We start from the raw sequence: 13,501 nt of genomic DNA on the forward strand, positions 1-13,501 counted from the left end.
GGCGCGCACCCGGACGTCCGGGTGCGCGCCTCCCACGCGTGGGCGCGGTGGTCGTCACCAGGACGTGGTCGCGCTCTTCTCCGTCGGCAGCAGCAGCCACAGCGCCAGGTACAGCAGGAACTGCGGACCGGGCAGCAGACAGGACACCAGGAAGATCACGCGCATCGTGGTCGCGGAGGTGCCGAAGCGCCGTGCCAGCGCTGCGCACACTCCGCCGATCATCCGTCCGTCGCGGGGGCGGGCAAGTGCGGCCATGGGGTGCTCCTTCACGAGTCCTTCGTCGGAGCCCCTCCGTCGGGCTCCCGATGACTCCATGTTCACCCGGAACCATCGGAGAATGCGTCGCTCTACGGGGCGATCCCGACCCTGGGAATCGTAGGGGTGGGCCCCTGAGGAGCGTCCTCCCGGAGCAGGGGTCCCCGGTCCTTCCCACGGCGTGCCGGGCGGCGTCCCGAGCGCCCGCGCCGCAGCCGGGCCCGCCCGGCGGGAACGACGAGGAGATGGGCCAGCGCCACCCCGGCGGTGTTGAGCAGCAGCGAGTCCACGTCGACGACCCGGCCCGGCACCGCGGTCTGGAGCAGTTCGATGCCCAGGGACAGCAGCGCCCCCGCCGAGACCGTGCGCGCCAGTGAGGCCCAGGGGGAGACGGCGAGCCTGCCGCCCGCCATCGGGAGCAGTATCCCGAGGGGCGCCAGGAGCAGCAGTCCCTCACCGATCCGGCGGGCCGCGTGGAGGGGGCCCGCCGCGAGGTCGGCCTTGATGCCCGCCAGCGGTTCCAGGTTCGCCGCCGTCACCCACGGCACATCCAGAGGGCGGAGCGTCAGCCACGCCACGAGAGCGAGATGTGCGAGCAGGAGGACGCCTCCTGCCACGCGGAAGCGGATGGCGGCGCTGCCGCCCGAACCTTGACGCTGCACGCCCCCCAAGACGCGACGACCGGCGGGATCGGTTCCGTTCCGGTCGCGCCGGAATCGCTCACCCGCCGGAGCCTCGTCAGGAGGCGGCCGGCGACGGCAGCGGGCCGGCGGTCGGCAGGGCCGTGTCCGGACGCTGCTTCACCGAGTCCGTGCAGCGGTAGCCGCGCGGCGCGTACTCGCCCGGTCCCGCGAGCACCACCGTGCCGCCCGTGCTCGCCGCCTCGCTCTCCGCCAGCGTGCACACGACCTGCGCAAGCGCCGTCGGCGGCAGGTCCTCGGGCTGCCGGCTCAGCCGCAGCGTGCCCGCCGGATCGCCGTCACGCGGCGGGGAGACCGTCAGCGGCCCCCGTACCAGACTCGCGAACCCGGCCTCCCGCTCGGTCTCCGACGGGTCCTCCCGCAACTCCTGGACGAGTGCCTGGGCGATCCGCACCCGGTTGCCGGTCCGTCCCTCGGCGATCGGGACGGTACGGTCCACCGCCTCCAGCGCCGACGCGCAGACCAGGTACACCCGCACCGGCATCTGCGGCTGGGGCCGGGCGGCGGTCTCCTTGCCGGAGAGGGTGCACGGCACCCGGGAGGGCGCCGGGCCGGCGTCGACCGGGACCGCGGTCGTCCTGATGCCGCAGCCGCCCACGGCGGCCACGAGGGCGAGGGCACCGGCCACGGCCACCGCGGTCCGGCGCAGTCCGGGCCCTGCGGGGCCCCGGCCCGGCCCGGCCCCGCGTGACCCACGTACTCGGCTCACCGTGCGCCGCCCTCCTCTTCCTGCTCGCCCTCGCGCTCCCGGGACGCCGCCCGCCCGTGGCCCTCCGGGGTGAGGTCGGAGGCGTCACGGGGCAGCCGCAGCACGAACACCGCACCGCCGTCGCCGTCCGTGCAGTTGGCCGCGGTGATGCCGCCCCCGTGGATCAGTGCGTTCTCCATGGCGATGGACAGCCCCAGGCCGCTGCCCTCGGACCGCGGCCGCGAGGCGCTCGCCTTGTAGAACCGGTCGAAGACGTGCGGCAGAACGTCCTCCGGAATGCCCGGACCGTGGTCCCGTACCTCGATGAGCAGCTCCTCGCCCTCCGTGCGCACCGCCACCCGCACCGGCGAGCCGCCGTGCTTCAGCGCGTTGCCGATCAGATTGGCGAGTATGACGTCGAGGCGGCGCGGGTCGAGACGGGCCATGATGCCGCGCTCCGCGTCCAGTTCGACGGCGTCCAGCCAGGCCCGCGCGTCGATGCAGGCGGTGACCTGGTCGGCGACGTCGACGTCGTCGAGGACCAGTCGCGCGGTGCCCGCGTCGAAGCGGGTCACCTCCATCAGATTCTCCACCAGGTCGTTCAGCCGCCGGGTCTCACTCACCACCAGTTCCACGGCCGGGGCGATCATCGGGTCGAGGGCGTCCTGTTCGCCCTCCAGGATCTCCGTCACGGCGGTCAGTGCGGTCAGCGGTGTACGCAGCTCGTGCGACATGTCGGCGACGAAGCGGCGGCTGGACTCCTCCCGGGCGCTCATGTCCGCCATCTTCTTCTCCAGCGACTCCGCCGCCTTGTTGAAGGTCCGGGACAGATCGGCCAGTTCGTCCGTGCCGGACACCTGCAGCCGGGTGTCCAGCTTGCCCTCGCCGAGCTGCCTGGCCGCCTGCCCGAGCCGCTGGACCGGCTTGAGGACGGTCGTCGCGGCGGCCTGGGCCAGCAGCGCCGAGCCCGCCAGGGCCAGGGCGGTGGCGATGCCCAGCGACCAGGCCAGTGAGTTCAGGTCCTGGCGCTCCTGGTCGAGTGACTTGAACAGATAGCCCGTGGGCCCGCCGCCGACGACGCGCGTGCCGGCCACCAGATAGGGCGTGTTGCCGCGCTGGGTGCGCACCCAGAACAGACGCGGCTGGTCGTTCACCGCCTTCCGCAGCTCCGCGGGCACGTCGTCGAGGGTGAAGACGTCGGGGTCGGAGGCGCCGACGATCGGCTTGCCGGCGGCCCGTTCCCCGAGCAGCAGCACGCTGTATCCGGCGGTGCCGTCGGCCATCTGTTCAGCCGTCGTCTGCAGTTCGCTCTCCGTGGGCCGGGCGGGCAGCGATGCGGCACGGTTCTGCATCTGCTGCCGGAAGTCGCCCAGCGCCGCGTCCTGCGTACGGGTCAGCACGGCCTCCCGGTTCAGCCAGTACGCGATCCCGGACGCGGACACGGCGGCGGTCAGCGCGACCATGCCGAACACGACGACGAGGCGCAGTCTGAGACTGGTCCAGCCAAGTCCCGCGAGTATGGCCCTCTTTGCGGCACCGCTCACTGAGGAGTGTCCAGCCGGTAGCCCACGCCTCTGACCGTGCGGATCAGCGTCGGCGAGGACGGCACGTCCTCCACCTTCGCCCGCAGCCGCTGGACGCAGGCGTCCACCAGCCGGGAGTCGCCCAGGTAGTCGTGCTCCCACACGAGGCGCAGCAGCTGCTGGCGGGACAGGGCCTGGCCGGGGCGCCGGCTCAGCTCCAGCAGGAGCCGCAGCTCGGTCGGCGTGAGCTGCAGGTCCTCGCCGTTCTTGGTGACCGTCATCGCGGAGCGGTCGATGACCAGCGAGCCGAAGGTCGCCGAGTCCGTCGACTCGCGCTCACCCCGCCGCAGCACGGCGCGGATCCGGGCGTCGAGCACCCGCCCCTGCACGGGTTTGACCACGTAGTCGTCGGCGCCCGACTCCAGCCCGACGACGACGTCGATGTCGTCGCTCCGCGCGGTCAGCAGGATGATCGGCAACTGGTCCGTGCGCCTGATCCGCCGGCACACCTCGAAACCGTCGATGCCGGGCAGCATCACGTCCAGCACGATCAGATCCGGCCGCTGCTCGCGCAGCAGTTTCAGGCCGTCCTCGCCCGTCGCCGCGGTGGCCACACGGTGGCCCTGGCGTGACAGGGAGAGTTCGAGGGCCGTGCGGATGGCGTCGTCGTCCTCGATCAGCAACAGGAAAGGCACGGAGGTCATTCTGGCCCATGCGGCCCCGACAGTTCGACCGCCGGACCGCCCCGGCCCCGTCCCGCCGGGGACACGGGGCCCTGTGACAGGCCTGTGACAGTCGGCGGACAGCGGTGTGAAGTCCCCCGGGCAGAGTCTTCTCCACAAGGCACGAACGGACACCTACCGACGGGGGGCGCGGGATGAACGCACTGCACAGCACGTCTTCGAGCGCGGTTGTCACGCGTCTCCACGACGTCGTACGGAACACCGAGAAGTCCGGCGCCGTGAACGGGCGGGGGTGCGTTCGCGGCGCCGGGCGCCAGTACCGGCCGTCGACCGCCGATCAGGGGCGCACGTCCCTCATGACGGTCGTCGACGCCAGGGCAGAGGGGGGCCACGGGGGAAGCGCGTACGGGGAGGCCGCGGGGGAGCGGAGTGTCCCGGGGGAGCAGGCGGACGCCGAAGCGGCGTTCACCGCCTACGTCCGGGAGCGCCGCGCCTCCCTGTACGCGACCGCCTACCACCTGACCGGCGACCGCTACGAGGCGGAGGACCTGCTGCAGAGCGCGCTGTTCTCCACCTACCGGGCGTGGGACCGGATCAGCGACAAGGCTGCGGTCGGCGGCTACCTGCGGCGGACGATGACGAACCTGCACATCAGCGCCTGGCGCCGGCGCAAGATCGACGAGTATCCGACCGAGGAGCTGCCCGAGAGGGCGGGCGACACGGACGCCATGCGCGGCACGGAGCTGCGCGCGGTCCTGTGGCAGGCCCTGGCCCGGCTCCCCGAGCTGCAGCGCACGATGCTGGTGCTGCGCTACTACGAGGGACGCACGGACCCGGAGATCGCGGAGATCCTCGACATCAGTGTCGGCACGGTGAAGTCGAGCATCTGGCGCTCCCTGCGCCGGATGCGCGAGGACGACGCCCTCAGCTTCGGCCGTGACGAGGAAGAGTCCTTCGGCGAGCTGGTGGCCTGAAGGCGGTACGGGGGATCACGGGGGATCCACGGGGGAAACGAAGCGGGGCCGTACAGGACCGGGGGTTCTGTACGGCCCCGCTTCGCACGTCCGCGGGCGGGCGGCCGGAGCCGCGGGCGTCGCCGCGCCGCCACGTCGGCGGACGGTTCCCCGGGGGCTCGGGCCTACACAGCTTCCTTCGCCGGGACGCGGCGGCAGTGTCCCGCGGCGGCCGTGGCGAGACGTCCCAGCGCCTCGTCCGGGCCGCAGGGGTGGGCGCCCAGCGCCGTCTGACGCGCGACGATGCCGCGTTCGGCGCGCATCAGCCGCCAGCCGCGCCGGAACAGGAACGGCGCCGACTTGCGGCCTTCGCGCAGATCCCGCACGAGCCGGCGGCGGAAGGTCGTCGAGGGCCGTCCGCGCAGGCACAGGGCGTCCGCGAGAATGCCGAGCTCCCGACAGCGTTCCACGATGTCCGCGGCGAAGACGCCTTCCGCGACGAAGAGCGGGCTACGGGAGATGTCGACGGACTCGGCGCCGGTCCGGGAACTGGTGGCGATGTCGTACACGGGGACCGTCGTCCGTCCCGTACCGCACAGTTCGGCGATCGCGAGGACCGCGGCGTCGGCGTCCCAGGAGTCGGGGGAGTCCCAGTCGACGGCCGTGGTGCCCGCCATCAGCGGAAGGCTGGGGTCGTTCCCCTCCTTGTAGAAGTCGTCGAGGCGCACCACCGGGAGGCCGGAGCGGGCGGCGAGGGACGATTTTCCGGAACCCGAGGGCCCGGACAGCAGGACGACGCGCGTCGGCGGGGGTTGGGAACTCACGGGACACCAGTGTGAGGCATTGACCCGTGCGTGGGATCCCCCGGAGGTCCGGTTGGTATCGAGCGTCACATCGCAACTACGCTGCGTCGTCGACCGGTTACTACTGGAGGCAGGATTCCATGGCAGGCACGAAATTCCTCAGGGCGGCCGGGCTGACCGTCACCGCGCTGGGCGCGGCGCTCGGAGCCGGGGCCGCACCGGCCCAGGCGGCGCACGCGGACGGCCACGGCTCGGCGACCGTGAACGCCCTCGCGGACAGCGTCGGGTACGTCGGGGCGCCCGTCGAGAACGTTCCGCTGAACCCGCTGGCGCACACCGGTGTGGACCCGCTCGACAACGGAGTCGGCACCCAGGTCGCCGACTTCCAGGCGCTCGACACCCGCCACGTCACCGGGTCCCTGGGCAGTCCGCGGGAGGTGCCGGTCGCCGGCCCGCTGCTCGGCGGGCTCGTCCCGGGCTGACCGGAGGGTGCACGCTCGGCGGGCCCGCGGGGATCGTTCCCCGCGGGCCCGCCGAGCGTGCGGCGCGGTGCGCGCACCGCGGGCTCAGTACGCCGAGCCGGAGGCCCCCAGCGAACCCGTGGGGTGCCAGACCGTCTTGGTCTCCAGGAAGGCCGTCATCCGGTCCGTGCCGGGGTCGGCCGTCCAGTCCTCCTCGCGGGGCCGCAGCACCCGCTTGAGGTTGTCCGCGGCGGCGACCTCCAGCTCCTTTGCGAGCTGCGCCTCGGCCCCGGTGAGGTCGATCGCGTTGACGTCCTGGTGCGCGGCCAGCGGGGCGGCGATCTCGGCCGTGCGGCCGGAGAGGACGTTGACCACGCCGCCGGGGAGGTCGGACGTGGCCAGCACCTCGCCGAGCGAGAGCGCCGGCAGCGGGGCCCGCTCGGAGGCGACGACCACGACCGTGTTGCCCGTCGCGATCGCGGGGGCGATCACCGACACCAGCCCGAGGAAGGACGACTCCTGCGGGGCCAGGACGGTGACGACACCGGTCGGCTCGGGCGTCGACAGGTTGAAGAACGGGCCCGCGACCGGGTTCGCCCCGCCGACGACCTGGCCGATCTTGTCCGTCCAGCCCGCGTACCACACCCAGCGGTCGATCGCTGCGTCCACGACCGCGCCCGCCTTGGACTTCGACAGGCCCTCGGCGTCGGCCACCTCGCGGACGAACTGCTCCTTGCGGCCCTCCAGCATCTCGGCGACGCGGTAGAGGATCTGGCCGCGGTTGTACGCCGTGGCGCCCGACCAGCCGCCGAACGCCTTGCGTGCGGCGACGACCGCGTCGCGGGCGTCCTTGCGTGAGGACAGCGGCACGTTGGCCAGCCACTTGCCCTTGCCCTTGCCCTTGCCCGCCGCGCCGGAGGCTGATGTCGCTGTGGTCACCTCGTACACCCGGCCGCTCTCGCTGCGGGGGAACTTGCCCCCGACGTACAGCTTGTAGGTCTTGAAGACGGACAGACGCGTCGACTCAGACATCGAGGTAGGCCTCCAGACCGTGGCGGCCGCCCTCGCGGCCGAAGCCCGACTCCTTGTATCCGCCGAAGGGCGAGGTCGGGTCGAACTTGTTGAAGGTGTTCGCCCACACGACACCCGCGCGGAGCTTGTTCGCCACCGCGAGGATGCGGGAGCCCTTCTCCGTCCAGATGCCCGCCGACAGGCCGTACTGGCTGTTGTTGGCCTTGGCCACGGCCTCGTCCGGGGTGCGGAACGTCAGCACCGACAGCACCGGGCCGAAGATCTCGTCACGGGCGACGGTGTGGGCCTGGGTGACGTTGGTGAACAGCGTGGGGGCGAACCAGTAGCCGGACGACGGCAGTTCGCACGGTGCCGTCCAGCGCTCGGCTCCCTCGGCCTCGCCGGTCTCGGCGAGGGCCGTGATCCGGGCCAGCTGTTCCGCCGAGTTGATGGCGCCGATGTCGGTGTTCTTGTCCAGCGGGTCGCCGAGGCGCAGCGTGGACAGCCTCCGCTTGAGGGAGTCCAGCAGCTCGTCCTGGATCGACTCCTGGACGAGGAGGCGGGAGCCCGCGCAGCAGACCTGGCCCTGGTTGAAGAAGATGCCGCCGACGATGCCCTCGACGGCCTGGTCGATGGGGGCGTCGTCGAAGACGATGTTGGCGCCCTTGCCGCCCAGCTCCAGCGTGAGCTTCTTGTCGGTGCCCGCGACCTCGCGGGCGATGGCCTTGCCGACCGCGGTGGAACCGGTGAAGGCCACCTTGTTCACGTCCGGGTGGGCCACGAGCGCGGCGCCCGCGTCGCCGTAGCCGGGAACGATGTTGACGACGCCCTTGGGCAGCCCGGCCTGGCGGCAGATGTCGGCGAAGAACAGCGCGGACAGCGGGGTGGTCTCCGCGGGCTTCAGCACCACGGTGTTGCCGGTGGCGAGCGCCGGGGCGATCTTCCAGGCCAGCATCAGCAGCGGGAAGTTCCACGGGATGACCTGGCCGGCGACGCCGAGGGGCCGGGGGTCGGGTCCGTACCCCGCGTGGCCGAGCTTGTCGGCCCAGCCCGCGTAGTAGAAGAAGTGCGCCGCGACCAGCGGGAGGTCGGAGTCGCGGGTCTCCTTGATCGGCTTTCCGTTGTCCAGGGTCTCCAGGACGGCGAGCTCGCGCGAGCGCTCCTGGATGATCCGGGCGATGCGGAAGAGGTACTTGGCGCGCTCGGAGCCCGGCAGCGCGGACCACTTCTCGAACGCCTTGCGCGCGGCCCTCACCGCACGGTCGATGTCCTCGGAGCCCGCCCGGGCGACCTCGGACAGGACCTCCTCGGTGGAGGGGGAGACGGTCTTGAAGACCTTGCCGTCGGCGGCGTCGGTGAACTCGCCGTCGATGAAGAGGCCGTACGACGGGGCGATGTCGACGACCGACCGCGACTCGGGTGCGGGCGCGTACTCGAAGAGAGAATGCTTGTCCATGGTCATGGGGTCTCAGTCCACCGTCACGTAGTCGGGGCCGGAGTAGCGGCCGGTCGCCAGCTTCTGGCGCTGCATCAGCAGGTCGTTCAGCAGGCTGGACGCGCCGAACCGGAACCAGTGGTTGTCCAGCCAGTCCTCGCCCGCGGTCTCGTTGACGAGGACCAGGAACTTGATGGCGTCCTTGCTGGTGCGGATGCCGCCGGCGGGCTTCACGCCGACCTGTACGCCGGTCTGCGCGCGGAAGTCGCGGACGGCTTCCAGCATGAGCAGGGTGTTGGCCGGGGTCGCGTTGACGGCGACCTTCCCGGTCGACGTCTTGATGAAGTCCGCTCCGGCCATCATGCCGAGCCAGGAGGCGCGGCGGATGTTGTCGTAGGTGGAGAGCTCGCCGGTCTCGAAGATGACCTTCAGCCGGGCGGGGCCGGAGGCCTCCTTCACGGCGCGGATCTCCTCGAAGACCTTCAGGTAGTCGCCCGCGAGGAAGGCGCCGCGGTCGATCACCATGTCGATCTCGTCGGCCCCGGCCTCGACGGCGTCACGGGTGTCCGCGAGCTTGACGTCCAGGGCGGCGCGGCCGGCGGGGAAGGCGGTGGCGACGGAGGCGACCTTGACGTCCGCCCCGCCCAGGGCGGCCTTGGCGGTGGCCACCATGTCGGGGTAGACGCAGACGGCGGCCGTCCTCGGCGCGGAGCGGTCGGTCGGGTCGGGGTTGACGGCCTTGGCGGCGAGCGCCCGGACCTTGCCCGGGGTGTCCGCGCCTTCCAGCGTCGTCAGGTCGATCATCGAGATGGCCAGGTCGATGGCGTACGCCTTGGCCGTCGTCTTGATGGAGCGGGTGCCGAGAGACGCGGCGCGCGCTTCCAGGCCGACGGCGTCGACACCGGGCAGCCCGTGCAGGAAGCGGCGCAGTGCGCTGTCGGACGAGGTCACGTCAGCGAATGCAGGTGCAATGGTGGGCATGGTCACCAGACCAGCATATCTACGCGCGTAGCAACCTGTACAGGGGGCACCGGGGACTCGTCATCCGGCGCCACTCGCCCATGGGGCAGAATCGTGAGCATGAAGAGCCCCCAGCAGCCGACCACCGAGCCGGTCTACGCCGACCGCGCCTACCGTTCGCTTTCCGGCATCGCGGCCGGTGTGCTGCTGCTCGCGCTCACCGGCTGGATCGGCGGCGACGCGCTCGTCCGCGGTGAGGGGCTCACGCCCTGGATCGCGCTCGCCGGACTCCTGGTGCTGGTGCCGCTGGTCGTCGCCTTCACGCTGCGGCCGGCGGTCTTCGCCAACGACGACCGGCTTCGCATCAGGAACCCCTTCCGCACCATCGAGCTGCCCTGGCGGACGGTCGCGGAGGTGCGCGCCGCGTACTCCAGCGAGGTCCTCACCGAGGACGGCGCGAAGTACCAGCTGTGGGCCGTGCCGGTGTCGCTGCGGCAGCGCAAGACGGCCGCCCGCAGGCGGTCGAGGGCCGCCGCGGGCGACTCCGGGGGCACCACCGGGCCGGGCGGCGTCCCCACCGCGGGCGGTGCGTCGCACATGGCGCCCGGTGACCGGACGATCGCCGAACTGCGGGAGCTGTCCGAGCGGGCCGCGCACCGGCCGACCGCCGCGGGCGAGCCGCGAGTGCGCTGGGCTTACGAGATCGCCGGACCGGTCGTCGTGGGAGCGGTCGCGCTGCTCGTCCTGCTCGCCCTGGGCTGAGCGGCGCCGGCCTCCCGGGCCGGGTGCGCGGACCGCGGCACGGCACGGAGCCCGCCACGTGCCCCTCACGGCGGGCCCTGCCACACCAGCAGCAGATGCCCGCCCAGCCAGGCCGAGGACAGCACCGCACCGCCCAGGACCAGCAGCGCCGCCGCCCTCCGCGCCCGCGCCACCGCCACCGCCACGGGCAGCAGCAGCGGGAACGCGGGCAGCAGGAACCGGGCGCGCGGGAAGTAGACGCCGCCGCTGCCGAGGACGACGAGCAGCAGCACACCGGTGAACACCACCAGCACCAGCGGCTGCCGGTCGGCGAGACAGAGCAGGAACAGCCCGGTGGCCAGCACCAGGACGACGGAGACGAGCAGCATCAGCAACTGCGGGTCCGGGTCGTACGCGAGTTGCTGGGTGAGCTCCTCCAGCGTCACCTTCCCGCCGTCCCACACATTGGCCCACTGCCGCTGCACGGCGAAGTAGCCGTCCCAGCGACCGAGGCGGAGCGCCACCCAGGCCACGTAGCCGCACCATCCCAGCGGGGCGACCAGCGCTCCCGCGAGCGCCCGTCGGCCGCGGCCGCGGCCGAACGCCACCAGTCCGGCCACCGCCACCGCCGCGGCGATCGCGACGCCCGTCGGCCGGGTGAGCCCGGCCAGGGCCGCCAGCCAGCCGGCCCAGAGCCAGCGGCCGGTGAGCGCCGCGTACAGCGACCACGCCACGAGCGCCGTGAACAGCGATTCGGTGTAACCCATCCACTGGACGACCGCGACGGGCATCGCGCCCCAGAGCACCGCCAGCACGGTCCCGGCGCGCCGGCCGTGCAGCCGTTCGCCGACCGCGAAGACACCCCACGCCGCGGCGACGGACGCCACCACCGAGATCGCCAGGGCCACCGAGGCGAGGCTGCCCGGGCTCACCGCCGCGACGGCCCTCACCAGCACCGGGTAGAGCGGGAAGAACGCCAGGTTGTTGGTGTTCAGGGCGGGTCCGAGCTCGTGGTGGTAGCCGTGGCCGGCGATCCCCAGGTACCAGTGGGAGTCCCAGGAGGCGGCCAGCGTCGGCCAGAGGCTCTCGCCCTTGAGGTGGGCCCACCGGGCGAGCACCAGGAGCCCCGTCAGCCGTACGGCCAGATAGCCGAGCAGCGCCGGGGCGGCCCGGTTCAGCGCCTGGAGCAGCCGGCTCTCCCCGCCGGGTACGGCACCGCCTCCCGAGCCGGGTGCCCGGCGGGAGGCGGGGACGGTGGCGTGGGGGGTTGCGGTCGGGGGCACGGGGGCTCCGGTGATTCGGCGGGCGCTACCGGGGCCACCTTCGCCCGCAGGACACGGAGGGGCACGGCCAGGTAGGTCGGTTGCCGTACGGAAATCACCCGCAAGAAGACCGCCCGCGTCCGCCCACGTCCACCCGCGTCCGCCCGCGTCCGGCCGCGGACGGGCGGCTCCGGCCCGGCGGGCCGTCAGATCCCGGCGGCCTCGGCGAGGTCCCGCTTGACGGCCGCGAGGACCTCGGAGGCACGGGTCCGCGCGGAGGCCAGCTCGCCCGGACCACCGACCGGGACCACTACCTCCAGGTAGCACTTGAGCTTGGGCTCGGTGCCGCTCGGGCGGACGATCACGCGGGCGGCGTACTCGCCCTCCAGGTAGTACCGCAGGCCGTCCGTGGGCGGCAGCGACTCGGTGCCCTTCGACAGGTCCTCCGCCGACACCACCCGCAGCCCGGCCAGCGCCACGGGCGGCTTCCCGCGCAGCCTGCGCATGGCCTCCGCGATGACGTCCAGGTCCTCCACGCGCACCGACAGCTGGTCGGTCGCATGCAGACCGTGGGCCACGGCGAGGTCGTCCAGCAGGTCCGTGAGCGTACGGCCCTCGGCCTTCAGCTCCGAGGCCAGTTCGGCGACCAGCAGCGCGGCGGTGATGCCGTCCTTGTCGCGCACGCCGTCCGGGTCGACGCAGTAGCCGAGCGCCTCCTCGTAGCCGTACCGCAGGCCCTCCGCCCGGGAGATCCACTTGAAGCCGGTCAGGGTCTCCTCGTAGCCGAGCCCGGCCGCGGCGGCGATCCGGCCGAGCAGCGACGACGACACGATCGACGTGGCGAAGGTGCTGCTCGCGTCCTTCGCCGACACGCCCTTGCGGACGAGATGGGCGCCGAGCAGCGCGCCGACCTCGTCGCCGCGGAGCATGCGCCAGCCGCCGTCCGCGCTGCCGTCGGGGACGGCCACCGCGCATCGGTCGGCGTCGGGGTCGTTGGCGATGACGAGGTCCGGCCCGGCCTCGCGCGCCTTCGCGAACGCAAGGTCCATCGCGCCCGGCTCCTCCGGGTTGGGGAAGGCGACCGTGGGGAAGTCGGGGTCCGGCTCGGCCTGCTCGCCGACGAGCACGGGGGCGGGGAAGCCGGCCCGCTCCCAGGCCGCCAGCACCACGTCGCCGCCGACGCCGTGCAGGGCCGTGTGGACCACGCGGGCCGTGCGCGGCGAGTGCGGGCTGAGGACCGCGTCCGTGCGCTCCAGATACGCCTCCAGGACCTCGTCCCCGAGCGTCTCCCAGCCGCCCTCGGGGCGCGGCACGTCGTGGATGCTGCCAACCGCCTCGATCGCCGCGGCGATCGAGGCGTCGGCCGGGGGCACGATCTGGGAGCCGTCCCCGAGGTAGACCTTGTAGCCGTTGTCGCGCGGCGGGTTGTGGCTCGCGGTGACCTCGACGCCGGCGACGGCCCCCAGGTGCCGGATCGCGAACGCGAGCACGGGCGTGGGCAGTGGGCGCGGCAGCAGCGCGGCCCGCAGCCCGGCACCGGCCATGACGGCGGCGGTGTCGCGGGCGAAGTCCGCGGACTTGTGCCGGGCGTCGTAGCCGATCACGACCAGGCCGCCGGCGTGGCCCTGCGCCTTGAGGTGGGCGGCCAGCCCGGCCGCGGCGCGGATGACGACGACGCGGTTCATCCGCATCGGCCCGGCCCCGAGCTCCCCGCGCAGACCGGCCGTGCCGAACTGCAGGGTCCCGGCGAACCGGACACCCAGTTCCGCCGTGTCCCCGGCCTCGATGATCCGGCCCAGCTCGTCGCGGGTCTCCGCGTCGGGGTCCTCGGCCAGCCAAGCCCGGGCCTGCGCGATCAGGTCCTGCGCCACGGTGATGTGCCTCTCTGGTGTCGTCGTGAGCATGAGTGCCGCCGGCTGTGTGCCCGGCAGCGCCTGTGCCCGCCCGTGCCGGGCGGCGGTGTTCCCGCTGCGCTCCGGGCGGCGCGCCCGGCACGCGGGGTCCGTGCCCGGCGCCGCGCCGGCG

Annotated in this window: 14 protein-coding genes; 3 read left to right on the top strand and 11 right to left on the bottom strand. The window is 73.1% G+C overall.

The window, feature by feature from the left end; all coding sequences use genetic code 11:
- Nucleotides 1-54: 54 nt before the first annotated feature.
- The 5 genes from AB0J10_RS11010 to afsQ1 form a co-directional block, all read right to left on the bottom strand.
- Nucleotides 55-255: a PspC domain-containing protein gene (locus AB0J10_RS11010; protein ID WP_363060094.1), complete on the bottom strand. Its 201-nt coding sequence runs from the start codon at nucleotides 253-255 to the stop codon at nucleotides 55-57.
- A 92-nt stretch (nucleotides 256-347) separates the two neighbouring features.
- Nucleotides 348-872, bottom strand: a complete 525-nt coding sequence (locus AB0J10_RS11015) for a VanZ family protein (RefSeq protein WP_363060096.1) — start codon at nucleotides 870-872, stop codon at nucleotides 348-350.
- Nucleotides 873-993: 121 nt separating this feature from the next.
- Nucleotides 994-1,665, bottom strand: coding sequence for a hypothetical protein (locus tag AB0J10_RS11020; RefSeq protein ID WP_363060098.1), 672 nt, complete (start codon nucleotides 1,663-1,665; stop codon nucleotides 994-996).
- Nucleotides 1,662-3,188 carry a HAMP domain-containing sensor histidine kinase gene (locus tag AB0J10_RS11025; protein WP_363060100.1) on the bottom strand — a complete coding sequence of 509 codons (1,527 nt, stop codon included), beginning with the start codon at nucleotides 3,186-3,188 and terminating at the stop codon, nucleotides 1,662-1,664. Before AB0J10_RS11025 ends, AB0J10_RS11020 begins: the two co-directional genes overlap by 4 nt.
- Nucleotides 3,185-3,862 (bottom strand): two-component system response regulator AfsQ1, encoded by a 678-nt coding sequence (afsQ1, locus tag AB0J10_RS11030; RefSeq protein ID WP_026165053.1) that lies wholly within the window; start codon nucleotides 3,860-3,862, stop codon nucleotides 3,185-3,187. Before afsQ1 ends, AB0J10_RS11025 begins: the two co-directional genes overlap by 4 nt.
- Before the next feature lie 182 nt (nucleotides 3,863-4,044).
- On the opposite strand from afsQ1, the gene AB0J10_RS11035 reads away from it, so the two are divergent.
- The gene (locus tag AB0J10_RS11035; RefSeq protein ID WP_363060103.1) at nucleotides 4,045-4,824 is read left to right on the top strand and encodes a SigE family RNA polymerase sigma factor; all 780 of its coding nucleotides are present in this window, start codon (nucleotides 4,045-4,047) and stop codon (nucleotides 4,822-4,824) included.
- Between the two features lie 164 nt (nucleotides 4,825-4,988).
- Here AB0J10_RS11035 and AB0J10_RS11040 read toward each other — a convergent pair whose 3' ends face one another.
- A complete protein-coding gene (locus tag AB0J10_RS11040; RefSeq protein WP_363060105.1) occupies nucleotides 4,989-5,696 on the bottom strand; it encodes a uridine kinase in 708 nt (235 codons plus the stop codon).
- A gap of 50 nt (nucleotides 5,697-5,746) precedes the next feature.
- Here AB0J10_RS11040 and AB0J10_RS11045 point away from each other — a divergent pair, with 50 nt between their 5' ends.
- A complete protein-coding gene (locus AB0J10_RS11045; RefSeq protein ID WP_363060107.1) occupies nucleotides 5,747-6,088 on the top strand; it encodes a hypothetical protein in 342 nt (113 codons plus the stop codon).
- Between the two features lie 84 nt (nucleotides 6,089-6,172).
- On the opposite strand, the gene AB0J10_RS11050 is transcribed toward AB0J10_RS11045, so the two are convergent.
- From AB0J10_RS11050 to deoC, 3 genes are read right to left on the bottom strand one after another with little or no spacing between them, the layout of a single operon-like run.
- Nucleotides 6,173-7,099, bottom strand: coding sequence for an aldehyde dehydrogenase family protein (locus tag AB0J10_RS11050; RefSeq protein ID WP_363060109.1), 927 nt, complete (start codon nucleotides 7,097-7,099; stop codon nucleotides 6,173-6,175).
- Nucleotides 7,092-8,540, bottom strand: coding sequence for an aldehyde dehydrogenase family protein (locus AB0J10_RS11055; RefSeq protein ID WP_363060112.1), 1,449 nt, complete (start codon nucleotides 8,538-8,540; stop codon nucleotides 7,092-7,094). The genes AB0J10_RS11050 and AB0J10_RS11055 overlap by 8 nt, the downstream gene beginning before the upstream one ends.
- Nucleotides 8,541-8,546: 6 nt before the next feature.
- Nucleotides 8,547-9,494, bottom strand: a complete 948-nt coding sequence (gene deoC / locus AB0J10_RS11060) for a deoxyribose-phosphate aldolase (protein ID WP_363060514.1) — start codon at nucleotides 9,492-9,494, stop codon at nucleotides 8,547-8,549.
- A gap of 99 nt (nucleotides 9,495-9,593) precedes the next feature.
- Here deoC and AB0J10_RS11065 point away from each other — a divergent pair, with 99 nt between their 5' ends.
- Entirely contained in the window at nucleotides 9,594-10,235 is a 642-nt protein-coding gene (locus AB0J10_RS11065; RefSeq protein ID WP_363060114.1) for a PH domain-containing protein, read from the top strand.
- A 65-nt stretch (nucleotides 10,236-10,300) separates the two neighbouring features.
- On the opposite strand, the gene AB0J10_RS11070 is transcribed toward AB0J10_RS11065, so the two are convergent.
- Together AB0J10_RS11070 and AB0J10_RS11075 are read right to left on the bottom strand one after the other, a co-directional pair.
- Entirely contained in the window at nucleotides 10,301-11,497 is a 1,197-nt protein-coding gene (locus tag AB0J10_RS11070) for a hypothetical protein (RefSeq protein WP_363060116.1), read from the bottom strand.
- A gap of 185 nt (nucleotides 11,498-11,682) precedes the next feature.
- Complete coding sequence (locus AB0J10_RS11075) at nucleotides 11,683-13,380, bottom strand: phospho-sugar mutase (RefSeq protein ID WP_363060118.1); 1,698 nt, start codon at nucleotides 13,378-13,380, stop codon at nucleotides 11,683-11,685.
- Nucleotides 13,381-13,501: the final 121 nt, after the last annotated feature.

Source organism: Streptomyces sp. NPDC049887 (assembly GCF_040656535.1).
Lineage (GTDB): Bacteria > Actinomycetota > Actinomycetes > Streptomycetales > Streptomycetaceae > Streptomyces.

Excerpts from the sequence above, each read along its gene's own strand:
- AB0J10_RS11050 (WP_363060109.1), bottom strand. The coding sequence starts at position 7,099 with ATGTCTGAGTCGACGCGTCTGTCCGTCTTCAAGACCTACAAGCTGTAC.
- AB0J10_RS11055 (WP_363060112.1), bottom strand. The coding sequence starts at position 8,540 with ATGACCATGGACAAGCATTCTCTCTTCGAGTACGCGCCCGCACCCGAG.
- AB0J10_RS11065 (WP_363060114.1), top strand. The coding sequence starts at position 9,594 with ATGAAGAGCCCCCAGCAGCCGACCACCGAGCCGGTCTACGCCGACCGC.
- AB0J10_RS11035 (WP_363060103.1), top strand. The coding sequence starts at position 4,045 with ATGAACGCACTGCACAGCACGTCTTCGAGCGCGGTTGTCACGCGTCTC.
- deoC (WP_363060514.1), bottom strand. The coding sequence starts at position 9,494 with ATGCCCACCATTGCACCTGCATTCGCTGACGTGACCTCGTCCGACAGC.
- AB0J10_RS11010 (WP_363060094.1), bottom strand. The coding sequence starts at position 255 with ATGGCCGCACTTGCCCGCCCCCGCGACGGACGGATGATCGGCGGAGTG.
- AB0J10_RS11075 (WP_363060118.1), bottom strand. The coding sequence starts at position 13,380 with ATGCTCACGACGACACCAGAGAGGCACATCACCGTGGCGCAGGACCTG.
- AB0J10_RS11045 (WP_363060107.1), top strand. The coding sequence starts at position 5,747 with ATGGCAGGCACGAAATTCCTCAGGGCGGCCGGGCTGACCGTCACCGCG.